The following is a 24165-nucleotide window of genomic DNA, read 5'->3' on the forward strand; positions in this document are numbered from 1 at the left end:
TATCCACTCTCTTATGCTTTTGGCCTGTCAGGCCAACATCATTTGCACTTTTTTCAGTGCGTTAAACAGCGTTTCGATTTCCTGTGCTGTGTTGTAAATCGAAAACGACGCTCTGGCTGTACCGGGAACCGCCAGTCGATTCATCAGGGGCTGTGCGCAGTGATCGCCGGTGCGAATTGCAATGCCCTGCTTATCCAACAAGAAACCTATATCCGCAGGATGTCCTGCATCCATCACAAAACTTAGCACGCCTATTTTATCCGCGGCGTTACCGACGATGGTCAGGCCGTCAAAGGCCTGCGCGTACTCGGTCGCCGTATTCATCAACAATTGTTCATGCTGATGAACGTCCTGCATATCCAGCTCGCTCAGCCACTTGATTGCGGCAGCCAGGCCTATCGCGCCAGCGATATGTGGCGTACCAGCTTCGAGCCTGTTAGGTAACTCGCCCCAGGTGGACTGTTGATAGGTGACGGTGCTAATCATTTCACCACCGGTCAGCCACACAGGCCACGCTTCAAGCACGGCTTTTTTGCCCCATAACACGCCCATACCGGTCGGACCGAAGATTTTGTGCGCCGAGAATGCGTAAAAGTCGCAGTCCAACTCCTGCACATTGACACCGCCATGGGCAATACCCTGTGCGCCATCGATCATTATCAGTGCCGAGGTTTTAGCACGGATAAGTGGGATAAGTGTGGTGATCGGATTAATCGTCCCCAGTGCATTCGACACGTGGGGCATCGAGACCATTTTCACGCTGTCAGACAAATTAGCAGTGAAGGCATCAATATCCAGCTCACCATTGTCCTTTATTGGACTGACGATGAGCTGTGCGCCACTGTTCAAACAAGCCTGCTGCCAGGTGACAAGATTGGCATGATGCTCCATTTCCGTGACCAGCACGGTATCACCGGAGCGCAATCTTTTTGCCATGCCGTGGGCAACAATATTAATCGCCTCTGTCGTACCACTGGTCCAGATCACTTCCTGACGCGATGCTGCACCAATAAACTCTGCGACCGTGTCTCTGGCGCCTTCAAAGAGCCTTGTGGCTTCATCTGCCAATGTATGTGCACCGCGGTGTACATTGGAATTACTGTGCGTGTAATAGTGACTAATCGCATCTATTACCGCCTGCGGCTTTTGTGTCGTTGCGGCATTATCCAGATAGACAAGCGGGTTGCCGTCTATTTTGCGCGCCAGAATGGGGAACTGGGCTCGAATAGCGTCGACGTTCAGGCTCATTGCACATCCATACTGGCAAAACGGTTGCGAAGAATGGGACGGAGCCACTCGGCGAGGGCTGAGTGCGGCATCTCGTCAACCAGAGCATTAATGAATCCGAAATTCAGCATAACCAATGCCTGCTCACGACTGATACCCCGGGACTGAAGATAGTACAGTGCCTTTTTATCAATCTCTGCAACGGTAGCGCCGTGGGCGCATTTAACATCGTCGGCGTAAATTTCAAGTTCAGGCTTAGTGTTGATCTGAGCCTCCCGCGACAACAGCAGGTTTTTGTTATTCAGTTCAGCCAACGTCTTTTGTGCGTCGCGGTGAATGTGAATTCGACCGTTAAACACTGCTTTACTGCGGTCTGCGACGATGCCCCGGACGTTTTCGTCGGTCGTACAATGCGGTACTTCATGCTCAATCGTGCTGTGCAGGTCAAACACCTCAGCATCGCGCAACAGATAAACAGCGTTAATGTTGGCATCGGCCTGTTCACCGCGATGTTGAACATCCACATCAAGGCGATTAAGCTCACTGCCAAAACCAACCAGATGACTGTTCAGTGTGGCCTGCTGTGCCAACCTGAAATGCATACCGGCAACGTGCATCGCTGCACCACCGCCCATCATCAGGCCATAGTGAGTGAGCTCTGCCTGTTCATGAATCGCATACTCTGCCACTGACGTGTGCAGGCTGTTGTGTTTATTTTGTGCCTGTTCAATAACAGTCACGCTGGCGTTGCTGGCAACCCTGACAAGCACTCGGGTGTGGGCTTCGCTGCCCTCTGAACTCATATAGCTGATGCGGATTGGGCGCTCGACGCTCACTCCCTCAGCCACATCAATGATCACGCCATGCTGTGCCAAGGTATCGTTAATCAGCCCAAACAAATGGCGCTCAGGCTTGATGTCACCGATTATTTCACCGGCCCATTGCTTGACGCTATCGGTGGCATTTTGCAGCGACACGATTGACAGTCCTGCTGGCAAATCTGCCGGTAAATCGACCAGTTGTCCGTCTACAAAGGTCAGGTCCAGACTGTCCAGCCCTTCAATAATCTCTGGTGTTATCTGTGCGCTTTCCTGCTGCTGAGCAAACTCGGACTTTTCAAGGCGTCGTAATGACAGGTATTTCCAGGCTTCTGTCTTGCGGGTTGGCCAGGAGGCGCGTTTAAGCGTCTGCAGCGCTTCGGCACGGACTGGAGACAGCCAGTCGTTTACCTGCTCGGCACGCACAATGGCTGATTCGAACCACTGACTCATGCCACTGGCTCCTCAGCACCGTTTTTATCTTCATAGCCTTGCAACCAGGCATAGCCCTGCGCTTCAAGTTCTTTGGCCAGCGATGCATCACCGCTTTTGACGATTTTGCCATCCGACAGCACATGAACGTAATCCGGTTCTATATAGTCAAGCAAACGCTGATAGTGGGTCACGACAATAAAACTGCGCTGGCCATCACGCTGACTGTTTACGCCGTCGGCAACCACTTTCAACGCATCGATGTCGAGGCCCGAGTCTGACTCGTCGAGAATCGCCAGCTTCGGTTCAAGCAGCAGCATCTGCATAATTTCATTGCGCTTTTTCTCACCACCTGAAAAGCCTTCGTTAACACCACGCTTAAGAAACTCAAGAGGCAATTGCACCTGTTTACAGGCCTGCTTGGCGCGCTTCAAAAACTCGGCACTACTTAATGCTTCTTCGCCTCGGGCTTCCAGCGCTGCATCGACAGCGGCTTTCATAAATTCCATGTTGCTGACACCCGGGATTTCTACCGGATACTGAAATGCCAGGAACAAGCCTTTACGGGCACGCTCTTCGGGCTCAAGCTCGAGCAAATCGCTACCGTCCAGCTCTGCACTGCCACCTTCAACCTCATAACCGTCGCGGCCTGACAGCACATAGCCCAGGGTACTTTTACCTGCGCCATTAGGTCCCATGATTGCGTGAACTTCACCAGGCTTGACCTCAAGGTTAAGTCCTTTGAGGATCGTTTTATCTTCGACGCTTGCCGACAACTGATTGATTTTCAACATATCTACTTCTCTTGGGTTAGCCTACTGAGCCTTCAAGGCTGATTTCCAACAACTTGCCTGCTTCAACGGCAAACTCCATTGGTAATTCTTTAAATACTTCTTTACAGAAGCCGTTGACGATCATGGAAACGGCTTTTTCTGGATCCATGCCACGCTGCTGACAAAGGAACATCTGGTCGTCACTGACTTTGGACGTGGTCGCTTCGTGTTCAACAATCGCAGACGGGTTGCTGCTCTCAACATAAGGGAAAGTATGGGCACCGCACTTATCACCGATCAGCAATGAGTCACACTGGGTAAAGTTACGCGCGTCATCCGCAGAGCCGTGCATTTGCACCAGACCTCGATAGCTGTTGTTGCTACGTCCGGCTGAAATCCCTTTGGATATGATGGTCGATTTGGTGTTTTTGCCGATGTGTACCATCTTGGTGCCCGTATCAGCCTGCTGTGCGCCGCGTGTCAGCGCAACTGAATAAAACTCGCCAATACTGTTATCACCTTTCAATATACAACTTGGGTATTTCCAGGTGATGGCTGAACCAGTTTCAACCTGTGTCCAGGAGATTTTTGCATTGTTATGGCATACACCGCGCTTGGTCACAAAGTTGTAAATACCACCTTTACCGTTTTCATCGCCCGGGTACCAGTTCTGTACGGTTGAATACTTAATTTCCGCATCATCCAGTGCCACCAGCTCAACTACAGCAGCATGTAATTGGTTTTCGTCTCGCTGAGGCGCGGTGCAGCCTTCGAGATATGACACATAGCTGCCTTCATCGGCAACAATCAAGGTGCGCTCGAACTGACCGGTATTCTGCTCATTGATACGGAAATACGTAGATAGCTCCATTGGGCAGCGCACGCCTTTAGGAATGTAAACAAACGAACCGTCAGTGAATACGGCGCAGTTTAGTGCAGCAAAGAAATTGTCATGCTGCGGCACAACGCGTCCCAGGTATTTTTTCACCAGTTCTGGATACTTGTGCACTGCCTCAGAGATTGGACAGAATATGACGCCAGCTTCTTCAAGCTTTTCCCTGAATGTCGTGACGACTGACACAGAATCGAATACGGCGTCTACTGCCACACCGGCTAACATTTCCTGCTCATGCAATGGAATACCAAGCTTTTCGTACGTTGCCAGCAGCTCTGGATCGACTTCGTCCAAAGATTTTGGCTTATCGGCCATACTCTTAGGTGCAGAATAATAAGAGATATCCTGATAATTGATTTTCGGATAGTTCAGATGTGCCCATTCAGGCTCTTCCATCTTCTGCCAGATACGAAATGCCTTTAGACGCCAGTTAAGCATCCACTCAGGCTCGTTTTTCATCTTCGAGATACGGCGAATCACGTCCTCATCCAATCCCGGTGGGAAAGTATCTGAGGCTACATTGGAGACAAACCCCGCTTCATACTCGCGATGAAGGGCTTTTTCTATTTGGTAGCTCATATCAAAAACTCATACCTATCTGCATTGTCTGGCGTCGCGCCAGAGAGAAATACCTGACTATTTTACTCAACTATGTACCGGATTAACACAGCCCCAGATCAAAGGGGGCCGGAGTATAGCACAACTTAACGCCGGTAGCCTTATATAACGGGGCGTAAAGACTACTTTACCTGGATATTAAATTCGCTTTCTGACTGGAAGCGCGGGGACTGCGCGTGACATTTGTTTTGCCTGTCAGCAACAGAACGGATCTCCTGCTTGGACACCAAATCGGCTAGAGTAATGTTGTCCAGAAAAGAGTAGATGCGATCGCTCAAGTCAACCCATAAACTGTGGGTCAGACACTGTGTCCCCCCCTGACAATCAGCTACACCACTACAACGAGTTGCATCGACATTCTCATCAATGGCGACAATGATATCGCTGATTGTAATGTCACTCATCTCACGTCCCAGATGATAACCGCCACCGGGGCCTCTAACGCTGCTGACCAAACCTTTGCGGCGCAATCGTGAGAAAAGTTGTTCAAGGTAAGACAGGCTGATGTCCTGGCGCTCGGAAATATCCATCAATGGTACCGGCCCGTCCTGCGCATGCAGCGCCACGTCAAGCACCGCGGTTACCGCATAGCGCCCTTTTGATGTCAACTTCATGAATCGCCTCATCGCCTAGTAAACTGCGCGAATTGTGCATTACCTGACTAAAACAGTCAAGTATTAAGCTTTATGACGACGAATTGCAATACCGCACTGACAGATTGAAACAAAGCAGTCTTTACTAGCCGTTAGTGTCAGCATTTTTTACATAATTGACTGGAGAACGTTATGGCATGTAATTAACTTATTGTTTTTCTTAAGCTCTTTATTTTGGCGCAATTATTGCTTTTAAATCCAGCTGGCCAGCTGTCGGTTTATTGATTTTTCATTTAGCCATTGGTCGCGTACAAAACATCAGATCTTGGAAGGAATAATAATGAAAAAACAAATCTGGTTAGGAGTGTTCCTGACCTTGCTAACCTTCAACGCGTCAGCCGCGCTGATTAAAGTCACTGTGAATGGAATATTCGATAGTGATGTTATAACCACTTCTTACGTCGCTCCCGACACGTCTATTTTTTATACATTTACTTTCGACACAGACGATTTGAATGTTATTAACGTCGATAGATTTGACCTCACTACCGCGACGGTTTTCTATCGACTTGGTTCAGGACCACTTGTTTCGTTCACCAGCTATACTGCTTTTCTGAGAGGCGTGTGGGGTATCCTTTTTCCTCCAGCAGACCCTATTGGGCAACTAAACATCAATACTCTGATTGACCCAATCGCCGGTGCCGCGGATTTGAAACAGCTCAATCTGGGAACGGTTAGCTTTGACGGTGGCTTTTATGGCGAACACCGTTTTAGCGGACAATACACCATCGCTGAAGTGTCTGAGCCGCCTATGTTTGCGCTTTTAGCCCTCAGCCCAGTACTTTTGCTTTGGTCAAGAAGACGAAAGCGCACAACGCATTAAAATAGGATGCAACTGAGCGCCTGTCTTCACAGGCGTGTCAGGGCCAAAATGCGTAAATATTAGACTAGCGCTCAAGCACGGCCAGCAGCGTATCCAAACCACCAAATCGAATCGCCATATCGGCTTTTTCACGCACAATAGGCTTGGCATGTGCGGCTACGCCGAGTCCCGCGCGGGTCATCATTACCAGGTCGTTGGCACCATCCCCCATGGCAATGACCTGTCGCTTCGGAATGTCGAATTGCTCTGCTAGTTGGGTCACGGTTTGGGCTTTAACCTCAGCATCAACAATATTGCCGTGCACGTTGCCTGTTAGCTTCCCGCTCTCAATCTCCAGCACATTGGACACAGCATAATCTATCCCCAATCTGTCCTTGAGGTAGTCGGCAAAGTATGTAAAACCACCTGACGCAATGGCCAGCTTCCAGCCGTGCTGCTTGAGCACATTGATCAGATTCACTACCCCCGGCATCAACGGCAGGGCCTGTCTGACCTCTTCAAGAATAGACTGTGGCGCATCCGCCAAACAGGCAACACGATTTACAAGGCTTTCTGAAAACGCCAGCTCGCCGCGCATCGCCATCGCCGTGACCTTTGATACCTGCTCTCCGACGCCGGCGAGTCGGGCGATCTCGTCGATACATTCAACCTTAATCACGGTGCTGTCCATATCCATCACCAGCAAGCCCGGCTCTGTCAGGCTGGGAGCCTGTCCAACCAGCATTAATTCCAGTTGCAAGGCATGACTTAACGCATCAAGTTGCGCTTTTAGTTCGTCTGCAACGTTTTGACCTACCTTTAATTTTGCAACGATTTGCTGCCCCGGTAGCTCACAATGCAGCGCTAACTCATACGCCACCTGCTCACTGTCCAGAGGTAAGCGTTTCGCCAGGCCAATCAACTGCTCGGCACATAGTCCGGGGGCGGTAACGACAAGAGTAAATGAATCACTCGCTTTTGCTTCAGCCGCCTGAGCCTCAAACTCAACATGGTGTGATGACAGCGACATGCGATGTGTGCCGGCTTTTAATAAGTCTGCAAGAAATGCATAGCGAGTCATCTCTGGGCTTGTGTAGGGAAGTGAAAGCAAAGCGTTATCCAAAGTCCTGTCCGGGCAAAGGATAATACCCAATGTAGACACGCTTAAAAAGTCCTGTTTGGCCAATGCTTGGCAACCGGACACAGTTGCCGTATTGTGGCGATATGAACGCCCTACCTACTTTATTTGGCAACGATAAGCGACTTGAACAAAGCCGTTATGCTATCTACAAACGCCTGGCAAACCTCCTGTTGGCGGTAGTTGTCGCTGCAGTTTGTATTAACCTATGGATGGCCCACCAGCGCTCGTCGCAAGTCTGGTACACCAATCAAACTCAGCAGTTAGGGCGCAGTCTGGTTCAGCAGGCCGCGCTGGCTCTGGTGAAACCGCTGAGAGCCGATGATAATCAAGCTATCCAGCAATTACTTGGCAATCTGATTCAGGATCCTCATGTGTCAGCCGCCGCGCTGTTTGACTTTCGTGGACGGCAATTGGAAAACACCAGCGAGCAAAGCTCCGTTGTCACCAGTTTTCGTAACGACACGCTCCCCCCAATGGTGTTTCTTGAGGAGATAAAGGATGCTGAGGTGGTGATTGGCTATATCAGGATCTATCTGTCGCGGGAAAATGTGATGCGTTTTCACGCTGATTATCAGCGTCAATGGCTCGAACAAATGCAGGTTTTGGCCTTTATCTCGGCGCTTGCGGGTGCCATTCTCATGCGTGCGTTTTACAAACTGCGTGAACGCATTAAACAGCGCATGCAGGCATCTTCAGAGTGAAAATAGCCTCCGGCTGTTTTCGCTGGTCACAGTCATCACTTCGTCTACAGATATGCCGCGCAGTTGAGCGAGACACTGTGCGACATCGTACAAATACTCCGGACTGTTGCGTTGCCCCTGCCTGCCTTGCATCGGCATATCTGGTGCATCTGTCTCGAGTACCAGTGATCCAAGCGGGACCTTGCTAAGTGTTTCCCGTGTTTTCTGAGCTCGCGGATAGGTGATCACACCTCCTACACCCAATTTGTATCCCATCTCGATGTAACGATGTGCATCCTGGATACTGCCTGAGAACGCGTGTATCACACCCGCTTTTACCAATGCGGCGTTGCCAAGCGCGCCTAACAATAGATGATGAGTTTTGCGATGATGCACAATGACCGGTAACGCATATCGGGCAGCAAGCCTTAGCTGAGCATCAAGCACGTCTTTTTGCAGGTCCAGGTCGACATCAATCTGACTATCCAGCCCGATTTCGCCCACCGCCACTATGTGTTGACGATTGTCTTTGATAAGCCCTTCAAGCTGCTGTAAGTGCTGTGGTCGATAATCTCTGAGAAAGTAAGGATGTAAACCCAGTGCCGGATAGCACTGTGGATGTGACTTGCATAAATCGAGTAGAAAAGGCGCCGATGCGAGTGTTGTGCCGGGAATGACGATGGCTTGTACGCCCTGAGCGGCAGCGTTATACAGTACGCTGTCCCGATCTGCATCAAATACCGCAAAATCAAGGTGACAGTGACTGTCAATCATCTCAACGTCTCAGGGCATGAGGCGCTGGATGGTCCAGCTGTCATCAGGCTGTCTGGTATATTCAAGTCGATCGTGCAGACGGTGTTCACCACCCTGCCAAAACTCGATCTGTTGGGGAACCACGCGAAATCCTCCCCAAAATTTAGGTAATGGGATCTCTCCCTGAGCAAACTTTTGCTTTATTTCCATAAACTTGCCCATCAATGCATGGCGCGCCGATATCGGTTTACTTTGTTGTGATGCCCACGCCGCCAGTTGGCTCTCGCGCGGCCGACTGGCAAAGTACTTAGCCACTTCAAGGGTACTGAGCTGTTCAGCATAACCAATCACCCTTACCTGTCGCTCCAGCAGGTACCATGGGAAGTGCAGAGATATTTTATTGTTATGCTCAAGCTCTCTCGCCTTGCGGGATTCCAGATTGGTATAAAACACAAAACCTGCTGGACCAACATCTTTGAGCAGTACAATACGCTGTGAAGGCTGCCCATCCTCGCCAACGGTGGCCACCGTCATGGCGGTTGGGTCCGGTATTTGCGCATCGACAACGTCTTTTAACCAGCGCTCAAACTGCACAATAGGGTTTGCGTCGACATCCTGTTCTGTGAGACTGCCACGAGAATACTGACGCCGGATATCCTGCAATTGCATTTAGTTATTCTCCCCGTAGCCAAGGCTGCGCAGCGCTCTTTCATCGTCTGCCCAACCAGACTTTACTTTGACCCAAAGTTCGAGAAATACCTTGTTTTCGAATAACGCCTCCATGTCTTTACGGGCTTCAGCGCCGATGGTTTTAAGGTGCTGACCACCCTTGCCTATCACCATACGCTTCTGCCCTTCCCGCTCCACCAGGATCAGGCCATTAATTCGCATGACGCCATTTTCAGTGAGCTTAAACTGTTCAATTTCTACCGTCACCGAATAGGGCAGCTCGTCACCGGTATAACGCATCAGTTTTTCGCGAATAATTTCAGCCGCCATAAAGCGACTGGAACGGTCGGTGATGTAATCTTCCGGGAAGTAGAATTCACTCTCCGGCAACTGCTGCTGCACCAGTTCCCTTAGTTCGTCCACGTTGCGACCGTGTTTGGCGCTAACAGGGATAATCTGTTCAAATTCATGCTGCGTGTTTAGCCACGCCAGATGCTCCATCAGTGCCGCTTTGTCCTTCACATTGTCGGCTTTGTTCACAATCATGAAACAGGGAAGACCGCTATATTTGACCTTTTCAAGCACCAGCTGGTCATCGTCTGTCCAGCGTGTCCCTTCAACCACAAACAACACCAAACTAACATCTGCCAATGAGCTGCTGGCCGCGCGATTCATCAGCCTGTTAATTGCCCGTTTTTCTTCTTTATGCAGTCCGGGCGTGTCAACGTACACAGTTTGTTTATTATCACGACTGTCTATGCCGAGGATCCGGTGTCGGGTCGTCTGAGGTTTTTTAGACGTAATACTGACTTTGTAGCCGAGCAGCCTATTCAGCAGGGTACTTTTTCCTACGTTAGGTCGACCGACAATGGCAACAAGGCCGCAGTATGTAGTTCCGCTATCTGACATTTGAGAGCTGCTCCAGTGCTTGCTTTGCCGCATCCTGCTCTGCGCGACGTCGGCTGTTGCCTGTTCCCGTGACCGTATCATTTAACAGCGTCACACTACAGGTGACGGTAAATGTTTGATCGTGGGACTTACCGCTGATGTCGCTAATCTCGTAATTTGGCAAAGGTTGCTTGCGGCCTTGCAAAAACTCTTGCAAGCGGGTTTTATGATCTTTCGGATGGGCATTCGGATCGAGCTTTTCGATTCGGGTAGAAAACCATTCGGTCACGAGCTTTTCACAGGTGTCGATGCCTGCTTCCAGGTAAATCGCCCCAATGATGGCTTCTACCGCATCAGCGAGTATGGAGCCCCGTCGATGGCCTCCGCTTTTCATTTCTCCCGGCCCGAGATTAAGTAGTTCTCCAATGCCCATTTCTTTACCCAAGGCTGCCAGTGTTTCACCTTTTACTAGACTCGCACGCATGCGCGTCAGCTTACCTTCTGGCTGGGTTGGAAAACGATGGTAGAGGGTTTTGGCTATCAGCATGCCAAGCACTGCGTCGCCAAGATACTCAAGGCGTTCATTGTGCTCGCGAGCGGCGCTGCGGTGTGTCAGTGCCCGCTTTAGGAGCTTAGGCTCCTTAAACGTATAGCCAATTTGCTTGTAAAACTTTGTGTAGTTTGCCGTTACTGGCATTATTGAATGCCGCCTACACGGTTAAAGCGAATACCCGTCGGTACCCAGTTGGGCAGCCAACTGGAGGGATCACGTTCAAATTCAAAACTGATCCATATTGCCACTGCCTGACCAACCAGATGCTGGTCTTCAACGAAGCCCCAGTAGCGACTGTCGCGGCTGTTGTCGCGATTGTCACCAAGCACAAAATATTGGCCTTCTGGCACGATCCACTCATTTATGCGCGTGCCCGGCTGAGTGTAATAGCGAAACTCTTTTGGCAACAAGGCTAAGTTCAAACGCTCAATCGGGGGTACAGCAGGATTACGTAAAATCTCATGCTCGACTTCGCCCAATTGTTCAGAAAACCTTTCCAGCGCACTGCCATTTTGCTTAAAGGTTTCATTTTCCTGGAAGGTAAGTTTCACCGGTTTAATTGCTTCGCAATCACTGCCGTCGTCACAAGCAGGCTTGATATACAGCGCCTTGTTGCGGTACTCGATGATATCTCCCGGCAGACCCACAACCCGTTTGATGTAGTCGATGCTGGGCTCTTCAGGATATTTAAATACCACTACGTCACCACGCTCAGGTGCCCCTGTATCAACAAACTTCTTTCTAAATACCGGGTCTTTGAGGCCGTAGGCGTACTTTTCAACCAGAATAAAATCGCCTACCAACAACGTTGGCATCATTGAGCCAGAGGGGATCTGAAATGGCTCGTAAAGAAACGAACGTAGGACCAGTACAAAAGCAATAACAGGAAAGATTTGCTGGGCCGTATCGACGATATAGGGCAATTTCACTTCGTTGTTGAGCGCGGAAGTTGCACCGGTGCTTGATTCAATCACCGCCTGACGTTCTCTGCGCTTAGGGGCGAAGACCAATGAATCAATCAGCCAGATAAGACCCGAGCCAACCGTCAATATGACGAGAAATAACGAAAAATAGTTGGCCATTACTTACCTACCTTCAATATTGCAAGGAATGCGTCCTGCGGCAGTTCTACGTTACCTACCTGCTTCATCCTTTTCTTTCCTTCTTTCTGCTTTTGCAAAAGCTTTTTCTTACGGCTGACGTCACCGCCGTAACATTTGGCAATAACGTTCTTGCGCAGCTGCTTAACCGTACTGCGGGCAATCACATGATTGCCAATAGCGGCCTGAATGGCAATATCGAACATTTGTCTTGGGATCAGCTCGCGCAGTTTATCCACTAGCTCTCTCCCTCGGGACTGGGCGTTATCACGGTGCGTTATCATAGCCAGTGCATCGACGCGTTCACCGTTAATCAGAATATCCACCCGCACCATGTCTGCGCTCTGGAATTTCTTGAAGTTGTAATCCAACGATGCAAATCCGCGACTGGTAGATTTCAATCGGTCAAAGAAGTCCAGCACCACTTCTGCCATCGGTAATTCGTAAGTTACCGCCACCTGCTTACCGTGATATTGCATGTTGGTTTGTACGCCGCGCTTTTCGACACATAACGTAATCACGTTGCCCAGATAATCCTGAGGCACCAGGATATGGGCTTCGACGATTGGCTCGCGGATCTCATCGATATCATTTACCGGTGGCAGGTTAGACGGATTATCAACCGACACGGTCTCGCCTTTGGTCGTGACCACTTCGTACACCACGGTCGGCGCAGTGGTGATCAGGTCAAGGTCGTACTCCCGCTCCAGACGTTCCTGGATGATTTCCATGTGCAACATACCCAGGAAACCGATACGGAAGCCAAAACCCAGTGCCGCTGAGGATTCTGGCTCATAAAACAATGACGCATCGTTGAGACTGAGTTTAGCCAGCGCGTCACGGAAATCTTCATAATCGTCGGAACTGACCGGAAACAGGCCGGCATAGACCTGCGGCTTAACTTTCTTAAACCCAGGCAGGGCTTTATCAGCAGGTTGCTTGGCCAGTGTGATGGTATCGCCAACTGGCGCGCCGTGGATCTCTTTGATACCAGCGATAATGAAACCTACTTCACCGCACTTAAGCACGTCTTTCTCGGTTTGCTTGGGTGTAAAAATCCCTAACTTATCAACCTGATGGGCCTGTCCCGTAGACATGATTTTAATTTTGTCTTTGGCATTAAGCTGTCCCTGCATGATCCTGACCAGCGACACAACCCCCTGATAATTATCAAACCATGAATCAACGATTAAGGCTTTTAATGGTGCGTCTGGGTCACCCTCAGGGGGTGGGATCTTATTAACAATGACCTCAAGTACTTCATCAATCCCTACGCCGGTCTTTGCACTGCAGCGCACCGCATCGATAGCATCAATACCCACAATATCTTCGATTTCTTCGGCAACACGCTCAGGCTCAGCCTGTGGAAGATCAATCTTGTTCAAGATCGGTACTACTTCCATATCCATATCGATAGCGGTATAGCAGTTTGCCAGGGTCTGCGCTTCCACGCCCTGCCCTGCGTCAACCACCAGTAGTGCACCCTCACAGGCAGCCAGAGAACGAGAGACCTCATAGGTGAAATCGACATGCCCAGGCGTGTCGATAAAGTTCAGTTGATAGGTTTCACCATCACTGGCAGTGTAATTCAGCGTGACACTCTGTGCTTTGATGGTAATGCCACGTTCACGCTCAAGATCCATGGAGTCAAGGACCTGTTCTGCCATTTCGCGATCTGTCAGACCACCGCAATGTTGAATAAGTCGATCGGAGAGCGTCGATTTGCCGTGGTCAATGTGGGCAATAATCGAAAAGTTTCTAATGTGCTTGTGTTGCATAAAGGTTTATCAAACTACCTGCAGATACGCTTGTTAATGCGACCTTGTACGCTTGGTCGCGCAATACGGATGATGCTAAAAATTCAAGCCGCGATTTTACAGGGTTATTACTCAGTTTGCGAATATCTGATGCGCAAACTCGACGACAGGCTATTCGAGCGAGATGGCCTGACAGTGCACCGCATCAGATTGCGGCAACACTCTTATGACCGAAGGGGTAAACTGCGCATGGCTATCGCGTTTGACATAACCTGATACCGCAACAAAGGTCGCCATAGTGACAAATACAGTAAATAACAAATTCCAGGCTTCGTGAGACAACCCCAGCCAGGGCAGCAGAATGTGTCCAACACTGGCAGCGCCAATCAGTGCTAGCAGAGGGATAACGTAAATCCACAGTGAAGCGCCCAATAAATGCGCCTCGGGCAGACCAATGACCACCTGTTGCCCAACGCTGACCGGTCGCTCGCATGCCAGTTCGAGTGATTGCGTTTTGTTCGCCAGTGCTCTGGCAACCACGCCGGTGCCACAATGGGTATTCGCCTGACAGCCACCGCAGGTGGTTTTCACCGCCGCCTCCACTACAATGGTGTGCTTTTTTACTTCAACAACGGTGGCGGTTTCTTCAATCATGGTTGTGGGGTTGTCGAGGCAAGTGTGACAGAGGTAGCAATAGCATTCGCCGTTTGCGGCGGTAATTTCCCTACTACGGTAACTTGCACATTACCGACCTGTCGGGTGAGCAATGTATTGGACTGATGACGAAGTGCGGCATTCGCCTCATCGACGGTATCTGCGCGCTGTACATACACAGACACATCAACCATACCGTCGGTTAGCATCATATATTCAACAATGTTACCGGTAATCGGTAAGCGATGAATATCACGCTTGATTGCCCGCATACCTTGCGGTTTAAAGCCGATATCCCAGTTATATATCCGTGCCGTGGAAGGACTGATATTAACCACTTCCGGCAGAGATGCCCTGTCAATCTGTGCGAAATAATCCGAAGGTTCGTCATACACCAACAGATCGACAATCTGGACCTGCTCAATCACCTGCCCCTGCTCGTCTTCCATGTTGGCCTTCAATAACAGGCCCGTTTCCTGATCCAGCCAAATGCTGTACCCAAAACGGCTTTTGTCTTTGCTGATCAACCTTAACTGCTGAGCTGGTCTCCCCGCGACACGACTGCGTCCCACCAATACAAAATTATAGGCGTCCTGCAGCGCTACCGGGTTGTACAATAGCTGGCCGGGAAGGGGGCCATTAATGATATCTGCAATCAGTGTATAAGGCGGCATATCCGGCTCGAAATAACTGATCTTATCGCCAATGCGCAACGCCTCGCGGCCGGGACCGTTAAGGAGGGACAAGTGCTCCATTGACAGCCCGCTCTCGGAAAGCGCGTGGCGCCATATATACGGCACAGCATCGCTGCCCGGTTGGAAAGCAACAAACGATGCTGAAAAGTTAAGTGTTCTACTGGCATTTGCCAGACGCGACACCCACTGTTCTGGCGTTGCTGATTGGATACTGAATGTCTGCTGTTGGGATAGGACCTCGCCGTCATCAGCCTGGTCAGCTTCAACATCCTGAGCTGCCAGACTGCTGCTGACGAGTAGGCTGGCCGCCGCCAGCAATATAGCAGTGCGCATTATTTTTTAGGTTGCTCTGACGTGTCGTCAGTGTCTCGCGTGTCTTGTGGAGGGGTTTCCTGCTGACCAGCATGCTTAAGCCTCAGCTGCTGCTGATGATCGGTCAAAAAGGCGTTAATGCGCTGCCTCTGTTCAACGGCATCAGTTTGTGGCACAGCTCGAGTTTGTTGCAGACTGACCGGTGCAAGCCCACCCTGAATACCCACACCTGGCACTGGCGGTGCGGTAATAAACGGTTCTTGTGATTCTGGTTGGTTATAGGTCTGGACACCAAATACCACGGCAACCGCTACCGACGCGGCAATCGCAAACTGACCACCCTGCTTAAGCAAAGGTGCGATTTGCGCAGCGCCAGGCACACTGTACCAACGACGCTTTGGCGCCAGTACAACGGGTTCCTGCTCAAGCGCATCAGCAACCGATGCACTGATGTCGAAATGTCCGTTTAAAGGCATCTCTTTTCTCAGCGCGGCTCTGACCACATGATAACGGTGCCAGCGTTCAGCCAACTGGCTATCTGATGCGATCGATGCAATCAGCGCGTCATCCTGATGTTCACCATCAATGATTGCTGATAAATGTTCTTGCTGTTGCGTCATATACACCCAATCCTGAAGAATGCGTTAATTTTGACCTAAGTTTTTTTCAATGTCACGTCACAGACCTGATCATCGTTGCAGTAATGGTTGCACCACCTTATCAATGGCTTCTCGTGCCCTGAAGATGCGTGATCTCACCGTACCCACCGGGCAGTCCATTACTTTCGCTATGTCTTCGTAGCTCAATCCTTCGATTTCCCGCAGGGTTATGGCCATACGCAAATCATCAGGGAGCTGGTCTACCGTGTCGAACAAAATACGTTGCAACTCGTCAGACATTAAACTTTTCTCTGGCGTATTGCTTTCGCGCAACGCCTCACTACCATCGTAGTAATCGGCTTCATCAGCGTCGACATCGTTTGCAGGCGGTTTGCGGCTCTGTGACACAAGATAATTCTTGGCACTGTTCACCGCAATGCGATACAGCCAGGTATAAAAGGCGCTATCCCCCCTAAAATTAGGTAGCGCTCGATACGCTTTAATAAACGCTTCTTGCGTTACATCAGCGACATCGCCCGGATGTTTCACATAGCGAGACACAAGATGCGCTACTTTGTGTTGGTATCGCTGTACCAACAAATTAAACGCATTCTTATCGCCACGCTGCACACGTTCTACGATATTTTTATCTGTAATTTGCTCGCTCATTCGAGCCAGTTCTCCTTTATTACTACCCGATTGGCTCTCGCAAGCACTAAGGTAGACTACCGCGTGTCACAAAAAGTTCGATTCAACGCAAAAAATTGTGCATTTATCTCTGAATTGTTGAAATTGCCGCGCATTAAAGCCGATTAAAACAACTTTTTACAGCACTATTATGTGCAGCCTATAATCGCAGTTATCAAGTCTAACGCGGTTTTTAGGAAATCCTTATCATCATGCCAGCTACTATCGTGTGTCATCGTTATGCATAATGCCGTTGAACATCGTTGTGATGTACTGATTATTGGCAGCGGAGCCGCAGGCTTAAGTCTTGCCCTCAAGTTAGCCGATCACTGTCAGGTTATTGTGCTCAGTAAAAGTGAAGTCAGCGAGGGGTCAACCCGCTACGCACAGGGCGGCATCGCTGCTGTTTTCGACGCTCAGGACTCTATCGACTCTCACGTTCAGGATACATTAATCGCTGGGGCGGGACTGTGCGATGAGGATGCGGTGCGCTATACCGCAAGTCGCGCAAAATCCTGTATGCAGTGGCTGATCCAGTTTGGCGTGCCGTTCGACACCGAAAAAGGCGAAGATGGTAAGGACCGTTTTCACCTTACCCGCGAGGGTGGACATAGCCACCGTCGGATCCTGCATGCCGCCGATGCGACAGGCGAGGCCGTTCAAATCACACTGGTCGATGCCGTTAATCGCCATCCTAACATTCATGTTTTTGAGCGCTACAACGCAGTTGATTTGATCAAAAGCAAACACAACCCTGACGAGTGTATTGGTGCCTACGTGTGGAATCGTAAACTGGAACATGTTGAGGTGATCCGTTCACGCTTTACCGCACTCGCCTCGGGCGGTGCCAGCAAAGTATATCAATATACCTCTAATCCTGATGTATCCAGCGGCGACGGCATAGCCATGGCGTGGCGTGCTGGTTGTCGGGTTGCCAATATGGAATTTAATCAATTTCATCCAACCTGCCTGTTTCACCCTGAGGCTAGAAATTTTCTAATCAGTGAGGCGCTTCGCGGTGAAGGTGCTATCCTCTGCCACGCTAATGGCGAACGTTTCATGCATAAATTCGACGAGCGCGGCGAGCTAGCTCCTCGTGACATCGTGGCTCGTGCTATCGATTATGAAATGAAGCGCCTGGGTGAAGACTGCATGTACCTGGATATCAGTCACAAACCTGCAGATTTTATCGTCAAGCACTTTCCAAACATCTACCGACGTTGTCGCGCCTTAGGTATCGATATTACCCGCCAGCCTATCCCGGTGGTGCCCGCCGCACATTACAGCTGCGGAGGTGTGATGACAAACTTTGACGCCAGAACCGATTTGGACAACCTCTACGCTGTTGGTGAGGTTGCCTATACAGGACTGCACGGTGCCAATCGCATGGCCAGCAACTCACTGCTGGAGTGCATAGTGTTCGCTCACGCCGCTGCCGATCACATCACTACCCGGCTGTCCCAGCCGGCGAATGACGAACCTATTCCTGCATGGGATGAAAGTCAGGTGAATAATTCCGATGAAGAAGTGGTTATCCAGCACAACTGGCATGAGCTGCGCCTCTTCATGTGGGACTATGTGGGTATTGTCAGAACGACCAAGCGACTTGAGCGAGCATTGCGTCGCATCGAAATGTTGAAACAGGAGATTGAGGATTACTACTCAAACTTCCGAGTCAGCAACAACCTTCTCGAGCTCAGGAATCTGGTCACCGTTGCCGAGCTTATTGTTCGCTGTGCAATGAGCCGCAAAGAAAGCAGAGGCCTGCATTACAACCTGGACTTCCCGGACAGCATGGAAAATGCCTCACCGAGTATTCTGGCCGGACGTAACAGAGAGCAGAATTCGGCATAGACGACGAAAATCTCTTTCGTGACACTGGGTGTTGAACACCAGCTGAGCATTTACCCGTCCGCTAGACACGTTCTGCAAGTGCAACCAGATAATGGGACCGCATGCGCGACTGTCTTTGTGAATGTTGACCTGCTGTGGGAACGCGTTACTGTGTCGCCAACCTCTGCCGCATTCATCAAAGATAAATTGTTGTGGCTGCGACACGCTTGCATGGCCTTTACTAATACAATGCAGGCCTTGACCGACAAGTAACAGCATCAATGTACCCTGCCACAGAGTTTGATGCGGGATAATGTAAGACTGCCATTGGCTAACAGCTAATGCTGCCGCCCCAAATAGGGCGGCGGAGCAATACGCACCAATGGCACTGGGTGCTATTCGAACATCATAGCTCGGCACGACTTAATACAAGATCAATCATGCCTTTTAGCTTCTCGTCCTCGCAGCGTTGGTGTCCCATGAACCACGCAAACAGATCAGGATCATCACAGGTCAGCAGGTTTTCGAATACTTCGAGCTGTTCGTCTGTCAACTCATCAAACGCGTTGTCATAAAACCGGGTAAGTAAGACGTCTAACTCCAGCATGCCTCGTCGACATGCCCATTTCATCCGCGCTTTACGCTTGTCATCAAACATGGGGAACCGCTAACTCTGTTATCGTTAAAAGAAGGCTAGTCTACCTACCGCCTGTTGGAGTGCCAAGATCAGTATTGATAGAAAATCTTTCTTTCTATGGATGTGGCCTTTGATTAATCTGCGGTCGTCCCCACCTTAGGTTCAAAAGAAGGAGCGCTGACAGATATGAATACCCCTTTGAAATTAGATGATATCAATGACCAGTGTGTAGTGCCTTTGGCAAACATCGGGATCATTGCCATGACTGGCGAACAAAATATAACGTTTCTGGACGGTCAGGTTACTTCATCGGTCAAGTCATTAGATGCAGAACATGCCAGTTATACATGTCATTGTGATGCCAAGGGCAAAATGCATGGCATATTCAGGCTATTTCACTGTGACGACGCTATTCTGCTATTAGGACACGCTGATAGCGTTAACCAATCACTGCCTGAATTCAAAAAATACGCCGTTTTTTCGAAGGTCGAGATTGAGAATGTCAGCGACAACTGGCAGGTTTTTGGCGTAGTGGGCGAGGATGCAGTCGCCGAATTCGGCGTCAGTAAAGATCAGTTACCAAGGTCAAATCATCAGCTCACATACCACCAACAGATGACAATTATTCGCGTATCTGATTGCGCGCCTCGTTTTTTGATCTGTGTGCCTAACAGCCACCCACTTCCCGACCTGTCAGCTATCACTGAATACTCGCAGGCAGTATGGGAGGCGCTTGAAGTGGCGGATGGTTTACCCAATGTGCAAACCGCCACTGCCGGTGAGTTTGTGCCACAAATGATGAATATGCAGGCGTTGCAAGCGATCAGCTTTACTAAAGGCTGTTATATGGGACAGGAAACGGTCGCTCGCACCCGTTACCTTGGCAAAAATAAACGGGCCGCGTTCATTCTGCACAGCAATACAGGCATAAACTGTCATGCCGGAGACAGCCTTGAAATGGCGCTTAACGACAACTGGCGCCGCGCCGGCACCGTGATCCGAAGTGCAACGTTAGAAAGCGAGACCTGGGCGCTGGCAGTGCTGCCAAAAGACATCGAACTGGATACGCCAGTGCGATTAAAAGAGCAGCCTGAACAGGTATTCAACGTTAAGCCTGTACCTTATTCGATAACCGATTAAAGCCATGTTAGGCTTTACACTGTTATTCATAACTGATGAGCATTATGCAGATAGAACAAAATACCGTAGTCACTCTCCATTACACTGTCAGTTCGGCTGATGGCGTTGAAATAGACACCTCTAAAAATGGCGCGCCAATGACAGTTTTACAGGGCAGTCACTATCTTATTGTTGGCCTGGAAAATGCCCTGCAAGGTAAGAAGGCTGGCGATGAATTTAGCGTCGATGTTGAGCCAGAGCTGGCGTATGGCGAGCGACATGAAGGATTAGTACAGTCGGTGCCAAAGTCAATGTTCGACGGTATGGATGTGCAGGTCGGTATGCAGTTCCGTGCCACCACAGATGGTGGTGAGCAGTCTGTCATTGTGATTGACGTAGATGATGAAAAAGTGATTGTCGATGGCAATCATCCGCTTGCCGGTCATACCCTGACATTCGATGTTGAGGTGCTGGATGTACGCGCTGCCACCGACGACGAAATCAGTCATGGTCATGCTCATGGGCCAGGCGGCTGCGAACATTAAATTGCTGCAATGAAGTCCGCTGAGAGCGGGTTCCTGCATTGACATATAGGGCTTTGTGGACTAAGCCTAAAGAAGTCAATCAGCAAGGAAAGCACCATGCGCTTACCCGCTATTATTTCGGCTTCTCTGTTGTTCGGAGCCACCGTCACAGTTGCCGCACCAGACGCTATCAATGATGTCTGGCTATTCGATCATCCTGATGTACCCAGTATGGATATTGTCGTCGACACATCGAATCACGATTATGATGCGTTGATTTACGAGACGCTTGTTGAACGTTTTTATGATGTGTTGTCTGACGATGCCGACTATGTCCTGCACATTGGTATGCAACATTCTGAACAACATGATGAGAGCGGTTTCGATCCATCATGCGTCACACACTTCGCAGTACGAGACGCCAGTGGAACGGTGGTTTATCAGGGCAGCGGCATGCAGCACTCATCACTTATTCAGATAGAAGCGACCGTTGCAGCCATATTTGATCATCAGCAGCCGCATCTGCATCAGTCAGTGATTGTTGCCAGGCACACTGGCAAGTAAAGCTTATTATTTAGGCCCGCTTACGCGGCGGGCTGTAAAGTCTACAGAGCTTCGTCGTTCTCTTCGCCAGTACGGATACGGATGGCCTGCTGAAGGTCGTATACAAACACTTTACCGTCGCCTATTTTACCGGTCTGAGCGGTCTTAATGATGGCTTCCGTCACCAGATCGACTTTATCGTCGACAATCACCACTTCGATTTTGACTTTGGGCAAAAAATCCACCTGATACTCGGCACCACGATACATTTCGGTATGGCCTTTCTGACGTCCGAAGCCCTTTACTTCTGTGACCGTCATGCCAGTTATGCCCACCTCAGCCAGTGCTTCCCGCACATCATCCAACTTGAATGGTTTAATTATCGCTTCGACTTTTTTCATGTTGAGGCCTCTGGCTATTATTCGTCATCGTATATGGTTGGGATAGGCACGCGCTTATGCTGTGTCCGTTTGTAAATATAGAGCAATTTTTCCGACACCTCATCAGCGACCGGCTTGCCTTCAAGAAAGTCGTCTATCTGATCATAAGTTAAGCCAAGCGCCTGCTCGTCTGCTTTCTGTGGGTCCAGCGATTCAAGGTCTGCGGTAGGTGCTTTGGTAATGATTTTCGAAGGCGCGCCGAGGTGCTCTGCTATCTGACGAACCTGGCGTTTACTCAGCCCAAATAATGGCGCCAGATCGCAGGCACCATCGCCATATTTGGTGTAAAAGCCGGTGATGTTTTCCGCAGAATGGTCAGTGCCAAGCACCAAGCCGTCAACCAGACCGGCAATCTCATACTGGATCACCATGCGCGTTCGGGCTTTGGTATTGCCTTTCACGAAATCCTGTTTACCGGCGTCATTTGTCAATGCACCAATATCTGCAAGGGCTGCACATGTCACATCATGAATCGCATCCGCACCGGGCTGAACATTCACACTCACTGCTTTTGTGGGACGAATAAAGTCGATGGATTTTTGTGCATCTTCTTCATCCGCCTGCACGTTGTATGGTAAGCGAACCGCAATAAACTGATATTTTTCGTGGTGTTCCTGATTCAGTTCATCGACAGCAAGCTGTGCAAGCCTGCCCAAGGTACAGGAATCAATGCCACCGCTTATCCCCAGCACCAGACTGTTCAGCCCTGAGGCTTTTAAATGAGATTTGATAAAGTTCACCCGACGACTTATCTCAAATTCGACATCAATGGTGGGCAGCACCCGCATTTCTTCTATTACGGCTTGTTTATGCATTGTTCTCTCTGAGCTAGTTATCAAATGTTGATATTCTTAACGGTATAACAGTTACTGACGATCACGTTAACTTTATGGAATCAAATGGAGGCGTCAAGCAAAGCCCATAATTATTTGCCCTACGCACCGGAATAATTAACCAAAACTGACTTTTTGTTCAGTGTCATCCCAGATTCGCCTCAGGTAGGCTGGCTTCTATAATTACACGACGACCTATAGCCATGCGAAAACAATACGGCGTTACGCTAACTGAACTGCTGATTACCATCGCCATTGTCGCTATTCTGGTCACAGTAGTGGTTCCCAGTGTGCGCGATCTGATCATTCAACAGCGCATCATCGCTGAATTGAATGAGCTAAGTGGTCTGGTTCAACTCGCCAGATCACAGGCTATCGACCAGCATGTCAGTATCACACTGTGCCCTTCAAAGGATCACAGCCGCTGCTCCAGCAACTGGAATCATGGCAAAATTCTATTTAACGATGCGGACGGTAATCGAGTGCGCAGTGAGTCAGAAGAACTGCTGCACGCCGTAAAACACATCAGTAAATACAATCTGCTGTCGGGGCCCAAGAACAATATTGTGTTTCGGCAGGCAGGCGACATTGCGTCTCCCGCAACGCTATTGCTGTGTGATAAAGACAACAACGCTGAATTTGCCAGGGCGCTAACCATCAGTTTACAGGGCAGAGTTAAACTAAGCCAAGACACCAACAACGATGGTATTTACGAAGACAATGCAGGCAACGCTCTGGAATGCACCTAGGCAATAATGAAACGCACAAAGTTAGTCATTCTCGCGTAGGCGAGAATCTCCCTCCACTGCAACTACGTTTTATTAAGATGCTTCACTACGTCAAATGGCGCGCAGCTCTGACCCGGTTCATTAAAGTCAATCGGACTAATTTCTTGCGCTACTGCAAGCGCCGCCTGACGCAGTGATTCGTTTCGCCTACCTATGCCAATTAATGCATTGCCCATGGCTAATCGTGTCTGCTTATTCTGCCCGACAAACTGCACCGAAATTTTATCTATGATTGTGTATAAAAAACGCTCGTCAATGCCACTGGATTTCTTACGCGCCAGCTCATAAACCAATCCATACCCGCATCTACGGCGCATCGCGTCTTGGCTATCACACCATTTTTTCGCCAATTCAAATGCGCATGGCGCTTTCGCCAATGTGGCATCGCAAGAGCAAAACACGTGGCTTAGCATCCCTGCACCAAGCTGCTCGACCTGCTCTTCAGCCTGTTCTACAGTAATGTGTCCGGGATCATCAATCAGCAGGCCCAGCACTCTGGCATCATAACTAGGCGACGCCCATAATCTCTGTGCCAGGGATCTGTTCTTACCTATATGACGAGCAAATTTGCGCAGTGCAGTCAGACCAATACCGTAACTCGTCAAGCCATGCTGATTTGACACAGCCTGCCAGTGCGAAATCCCTCTCTGGTTCTGGTTTTTTTCTAGCCACTCCATTACCTGATGTTCAGTCACGACGCTCACCCATTGCAGAACCTTTGATAAAAGCTTAGCAATAGCTG

General features: G+C 49.7%; 28 protein-coding genes. 7 read left to right on the plus strand and 21 right to left on the minus strand.

Translation table 11 applies throughout. From position 1 onward, the window contains the following. Positions 1–27: 27 nt before the first annotated feature. From G441_RS0114310 to iscR, 5 genes are all read right to left on the minus strand, one after another. Positions 28–1248 carry an aminotransferase class V-fold PLP-dependent enzyme gene (locus tag G441_RS0114310; protein WP_026376986.1) on the minus strand — a complete coding sequence of 407 codons (1221 nt, stop codon included), beginning with the start codon at positions 1246–1248 and terminating at the stop codon, positions 28–30. Then, on the minus strand, positions 1245–2498 hold the full coding sequence (gene sufD / locus G441_RS0114315) for a Fe-S cluster assembly protein SufD (protein ID WP_026376987.1): 1254 nt from the start codon (positions 2496–2498) through the stop codon (positions 1245–1247). The genes G441_RS0114310 and sufD overlap by 4 nt, the downstream gene beginning before the upstream one ends. Beyond that, a complete protein-coding gene (sufC, locus tag G441_RS0114320; RefSeq protein WP_026376988.1) occupies positions 2495–3271 on the minus strand; it encodes a Fe-S cluster assembly ATPase SufC in 777 nt (258 codons plus the stop codon). Before sufC ends, sufD begins: the two co-directional genes overlap by 4 nt. Positions 3272–3287: 16 nt before the next feature. Next, positions 3288–4724, minus strand: coding sequence for a Fe-S cluster assembly protein SufB (gene sufB, locus G441_RS0114325; protein ID WP_026376989.1), 1437 nt, complete (start codon positions 4722–4724; stop codon positions 3288–3290). 161 nt (positions 4725–4885) lie between these two features. Continuing rightward, positions 4886–5377: a Fe-S cluster assembly transcriptional regulator IscR gene (iscR, locus tag G441_RS0114330; protein WP_026376990.1), complete on the minus strand. Its 492-nt coding sequence runs from the start codon at positions 5375–5377 to the stop codon at positions 4886–4888. A gap of 319 nt (positions 5378–5696) precedes the next feature. On the opposite strand from iscR, the gene G441_RS0114335 reads away from it, so the two are divergent. Continuing rightward, positions 5697–6239 carry a hypothetical protein gene (locus G441_RS0114335; protein WP_026376991.1) on the plus strand — a complete coding sequence of 181 codons (543 nt, stop codon included), beginning with the start codon at positions 5697–5699 and terminating at the stop codon, positions 6237–6239. Positions 6240–6303: 64 nt separating this feature from the next. Here G441_RS0114335 and serB read toward each other — a convergent pair whose 3' ends face one another. Then, entirely contained in the window at positions 6304–7380 is a 1077-nt protein-coding gene (serB, locus tag G441_RS0114340) for a phosphoserine phosphatase SerB (protein ID WP_240485147.1), read from the minus strand. A 62-nt stretch (positions 7381–7442) separates the two neighbouring features. Between serB and G441_RS0114345 the strand changes: the two genes are divergently transcribed. After that, on the plus strand, positions 7443–8060 hold the full coding sequence (locus G441_RS0114345; RefSeq protein WP_169726087.1) for an AhpA/YtjB family protein: 618 nt from the start codon (positions 7443–7445) through the stop codon (positions 8058–8060). On the opposite strand, the gene G441_RS0114350 is transcribed toward G441_RS0114345, so the two are convergent. The 10 genes from G441_RS0114350 to rpoE all read right to left on the minus strand — a co-directional run bounded on the left by G441_RS0114350 (position 8052) and on the right by rpoE (position 16688). Next, positions 8052–8813 carry a TatD family hydrolase gene (locus G441_RS0114350; protein WP_026376994.1) on the minus strand — a complete coding sequence of 254 codons (762 nt, stop codon included), beginning with the start codon at positions 8811–8813 and terminating at the stop codon, positions 8052–8054. The genes G441_RS0114345 and G441_RS0114350 overlap by 9 nt on opposite strands. Positions 8814–8822: 9 nt before the next feature. Next, positions 8823–9461 carry a pyridoxamine 5'-phosphate oxidase gene (gene pdxH, locus G441_RS0114355; protein ID WP_026376995.1) on the minus strand — a complete coding sequence of 213 codons (639 nt, stop codon included), beginning with the start codon at positions 9459–9461 and terminating at the stop codon, positions 8823–8825. After that, on the minus strand, positions 9462–10403 hold the full coding sequence (gene era / locus G441_RS0114360) for a GTPase Era (RefSeq protein ID WP_420806156.1): 942 nt from the start codon (positions 10401–10403) through the stop codon (positions 9462–9464). After that, entirely contained in the window at positions 10360–11046 is a 687-nt protein-coding gene (gene rnc, locus G441_RS0114365) for a ribonuclease III (protein ID WP_026376997.1), read from the minus strand. The genes era and rnc overlap by 44 nt, the downstream gene beginning before the upstream one ends. Next, entirely contained in the window at positions 11046–11984 is a 939-nt protein-coding gene (lepB, locus tag G441_RS0114370; protein WP_026376998.1) for a signal peptidase I, read from the minus strand. Before lepB ends, rnc begins: the two co-directional genes overlap by 1 nt. After that, complete coding sequence (gene lepA, locus G441_RS0114375; RefSeq protein WP_026376999.1) at positions 11984–13780, minus strand: translation elongation factor 4; 1797 nt, start codon at positions 13778–13780, stop codon at positions 11984–11986. The genes lepB and lepA overlap by 1 nt, the downstream gene beginning before the upstream one ends. A gap of 150 nt (positions 13781–13930) precedes the next feature. After that, positions 13931–14413: a SoxR reducing system RseC family protein gene (locus G441_RS18785; protein ID WP_051275627.1), complete on the minus strand. Its 483-nt coding sequence runs from the start codon at positions 14411–14413 to the stop codon at positions 13931–13933. Then, complete coding sequence (locus G441_RS0114385) at positions 14410–15441, minus strand: MucB/RseB C-terminal domain-containing protein (protein WP_084407388.1); 1032 nt, start codon at positions 15439–15441, stop codon at positions 14410–14412. The genes G441_RS18785 and G441_RS0114385 overlap by 4 nt, the downstream gene beginning before the upstream one ends. Beyond that, a complete protein-coding gene (locus G441_RS0114390) occupies positions 15441–16040 on the minus strand; it encodes a sigma-E factor negative regulatory protein (RefSeq protein ID WP_026377001.1) in 600 nt (199 codons plus the stop codon). The genes G441_RS0114385 and G441_RS0114390 overlap by 1 nt, the downstream gene beginning before the upstream one ends. A 69-nt stretch (positions 16041–16109) precedes the next feature. After that, entirely contained in the window at positions 16110–16688 is a 579-nt protein-coding gene (gene rpoE, locus G441_RS0114395; RefSeq protein WP_026377002.1) for an RNA polymerase sigma factor RpoE, read from the minus strand. A 258-nt stretch (positions 16689–16946) separates the two neighbouring features. Between rpoE and nadB the strand changes: the two genes are divergently transcribed. Next, a complete protein-coding gene (nadB, locus tag G441_RS0114400) occupies positions 16947–18560 on the plus strand; it encodes an L-aspartate oxidase (protein WP_026377003.1) in 1614 nt (537 codons plus the stop codon). Here the strand turns inward: nadB and G441_RS20075 are convergent. Both G441_RS20075 and G441_RS0114410 read right to left on the minus strand, forming a co-directional pair. Next, a complete protein-coding gene (locus G441_RS20075) occupies positions 18513–18959 on the minus strand; it encodes a protein YgfX (protein WP_420806157.1) in 447 nt (148 codons plus the stop codon). The genes nadB and G441_RS20075 overlap by 48 nt on opposite strands. Continuing rightward, complete coding sequence (locus G441_RS0114410) at positions 18946–19197, minus strand: FAD assembly factor SdhE (RefSeq protein ID WP_026377005.1); 252 nt, start codon at positions 19195–19197, stop codon at positions 18946–18948. Before G441_RS0114410 ends, G441_RS20075 begins: the two co-directional genes overlap by 14 nt. A 165-nt stretch (positions 19198–19362) precedes the next feature. Between G441_RS0114410 and ygfZ the strand changes: the two genes are divergently transcribed. From ygfZ to G441_RS0114425, 3 genes are all read left to right on the plus strand, one after another. Then, the gene (ygfZ, locus tag G441_RS0114415) at positions 19363–20316 is read left to right on the plus strand and encodes a tRNA-modifying protein YgfZ (RefSeq protein ID WP_051275628.1); all 954 of its coding nucleotides are present in this window, start codon (positions 19363–19365) and stop codon (positions 20314–20316) included. 44 nt (positions 20317–20360) lie between these two features. After that, positions 20361–20840, plus strand: coding sequence for an FKBP-type peptidyl-prolyl cis-trans isomerase (locus tag G441_RS0114420; protein ID WP_026377007.1), 480 nt, complete (start codon positions 20361–20363; stop codon positions 20838–20840). 96 nt (positions 20841–20936) lie between these two features. Then, positions 20937–21383: a hypothetical protein gene (locus tag G441_RS0114425; protein ID WP_026377008.1), complete on the plus strand. Its 447-nt coding sequence runs from the start codon at positions 20937–20939 to the stop codon at positions 21381–21383. A 41-nt stretch (positions 21384–21424) separates the two neighbouring features. On the opposite strand, the gene glnB is transcribed toward G441_RS0114425, so the two are convergent. Both glnB and nadE read right to left on the minus strand, forming a co-directional pair. Further along, positions 21425–21763, minus strand: a complete 339-nt coding sequence (gene glnB / locus G441_RS0114430; protein WP_026377009.1) for a nitrogen regulatory protein P-II — start codon at positions 21761–21763, stop codon at positions 21425–21427. Positions 21764–21780: 17 nt separating this feature from the next. Further along, positions 21781–22617 (minus strand): ammonia-dependent NAD(+) synthetase, encoded by an 837-nt coding sequence (nadE, locus tag G441_RS0114435; protein ID WP_026377010.1) that lies wholly within the window; start codon positions 22615–22617, stop codon positions 21781–21783. Between the two features lie 221 nt (positions 22618–22838). Between nadE and G441_RS0114440 the strand changes: the two genes are divergently transcribed. Continuing rightward, positions 22839–23384 carry a GspH/FimT family pseudopilin gene (locus G441_RS0114440; protein ID WP_034475252.1) on the plus strand — a complete coding sequence of 182 codons (546 nt, stop codon included), beginning with the start codon at positions 22839–22841 and terminating at the stop codon, positions 23382–23384. A 62-nt stretch (positions 23385–23446) separates the two neighbouring features. Here the strand turns inward: G441_RS0114440 and G441_RS0114445 are convergent, their stop codons facing one another. Next, positions 23447–24118, minus strand: coding sequence for a DNA alkylation repair protein (locus tag G441_RS0114445; RefSeq protein WP_026377012.1), 672 nt, complete (start codon positions 24116–24118; stop codon positions 23447–23449). Positions 24119–24165: the final 47 nt, after the last annotated feature.

Source organism: Aestuariibacter salexigens DSM 15300 (assembly GCF_000429145.1).
GTDB classification, from domain to species: domain Bacteria; phylum Pseudomonadota; class Gammaproteobacteria; order Enterobacterales; family Alteromonadaceae; genus Aestuariibacter; species Aestuariibacter salexigens.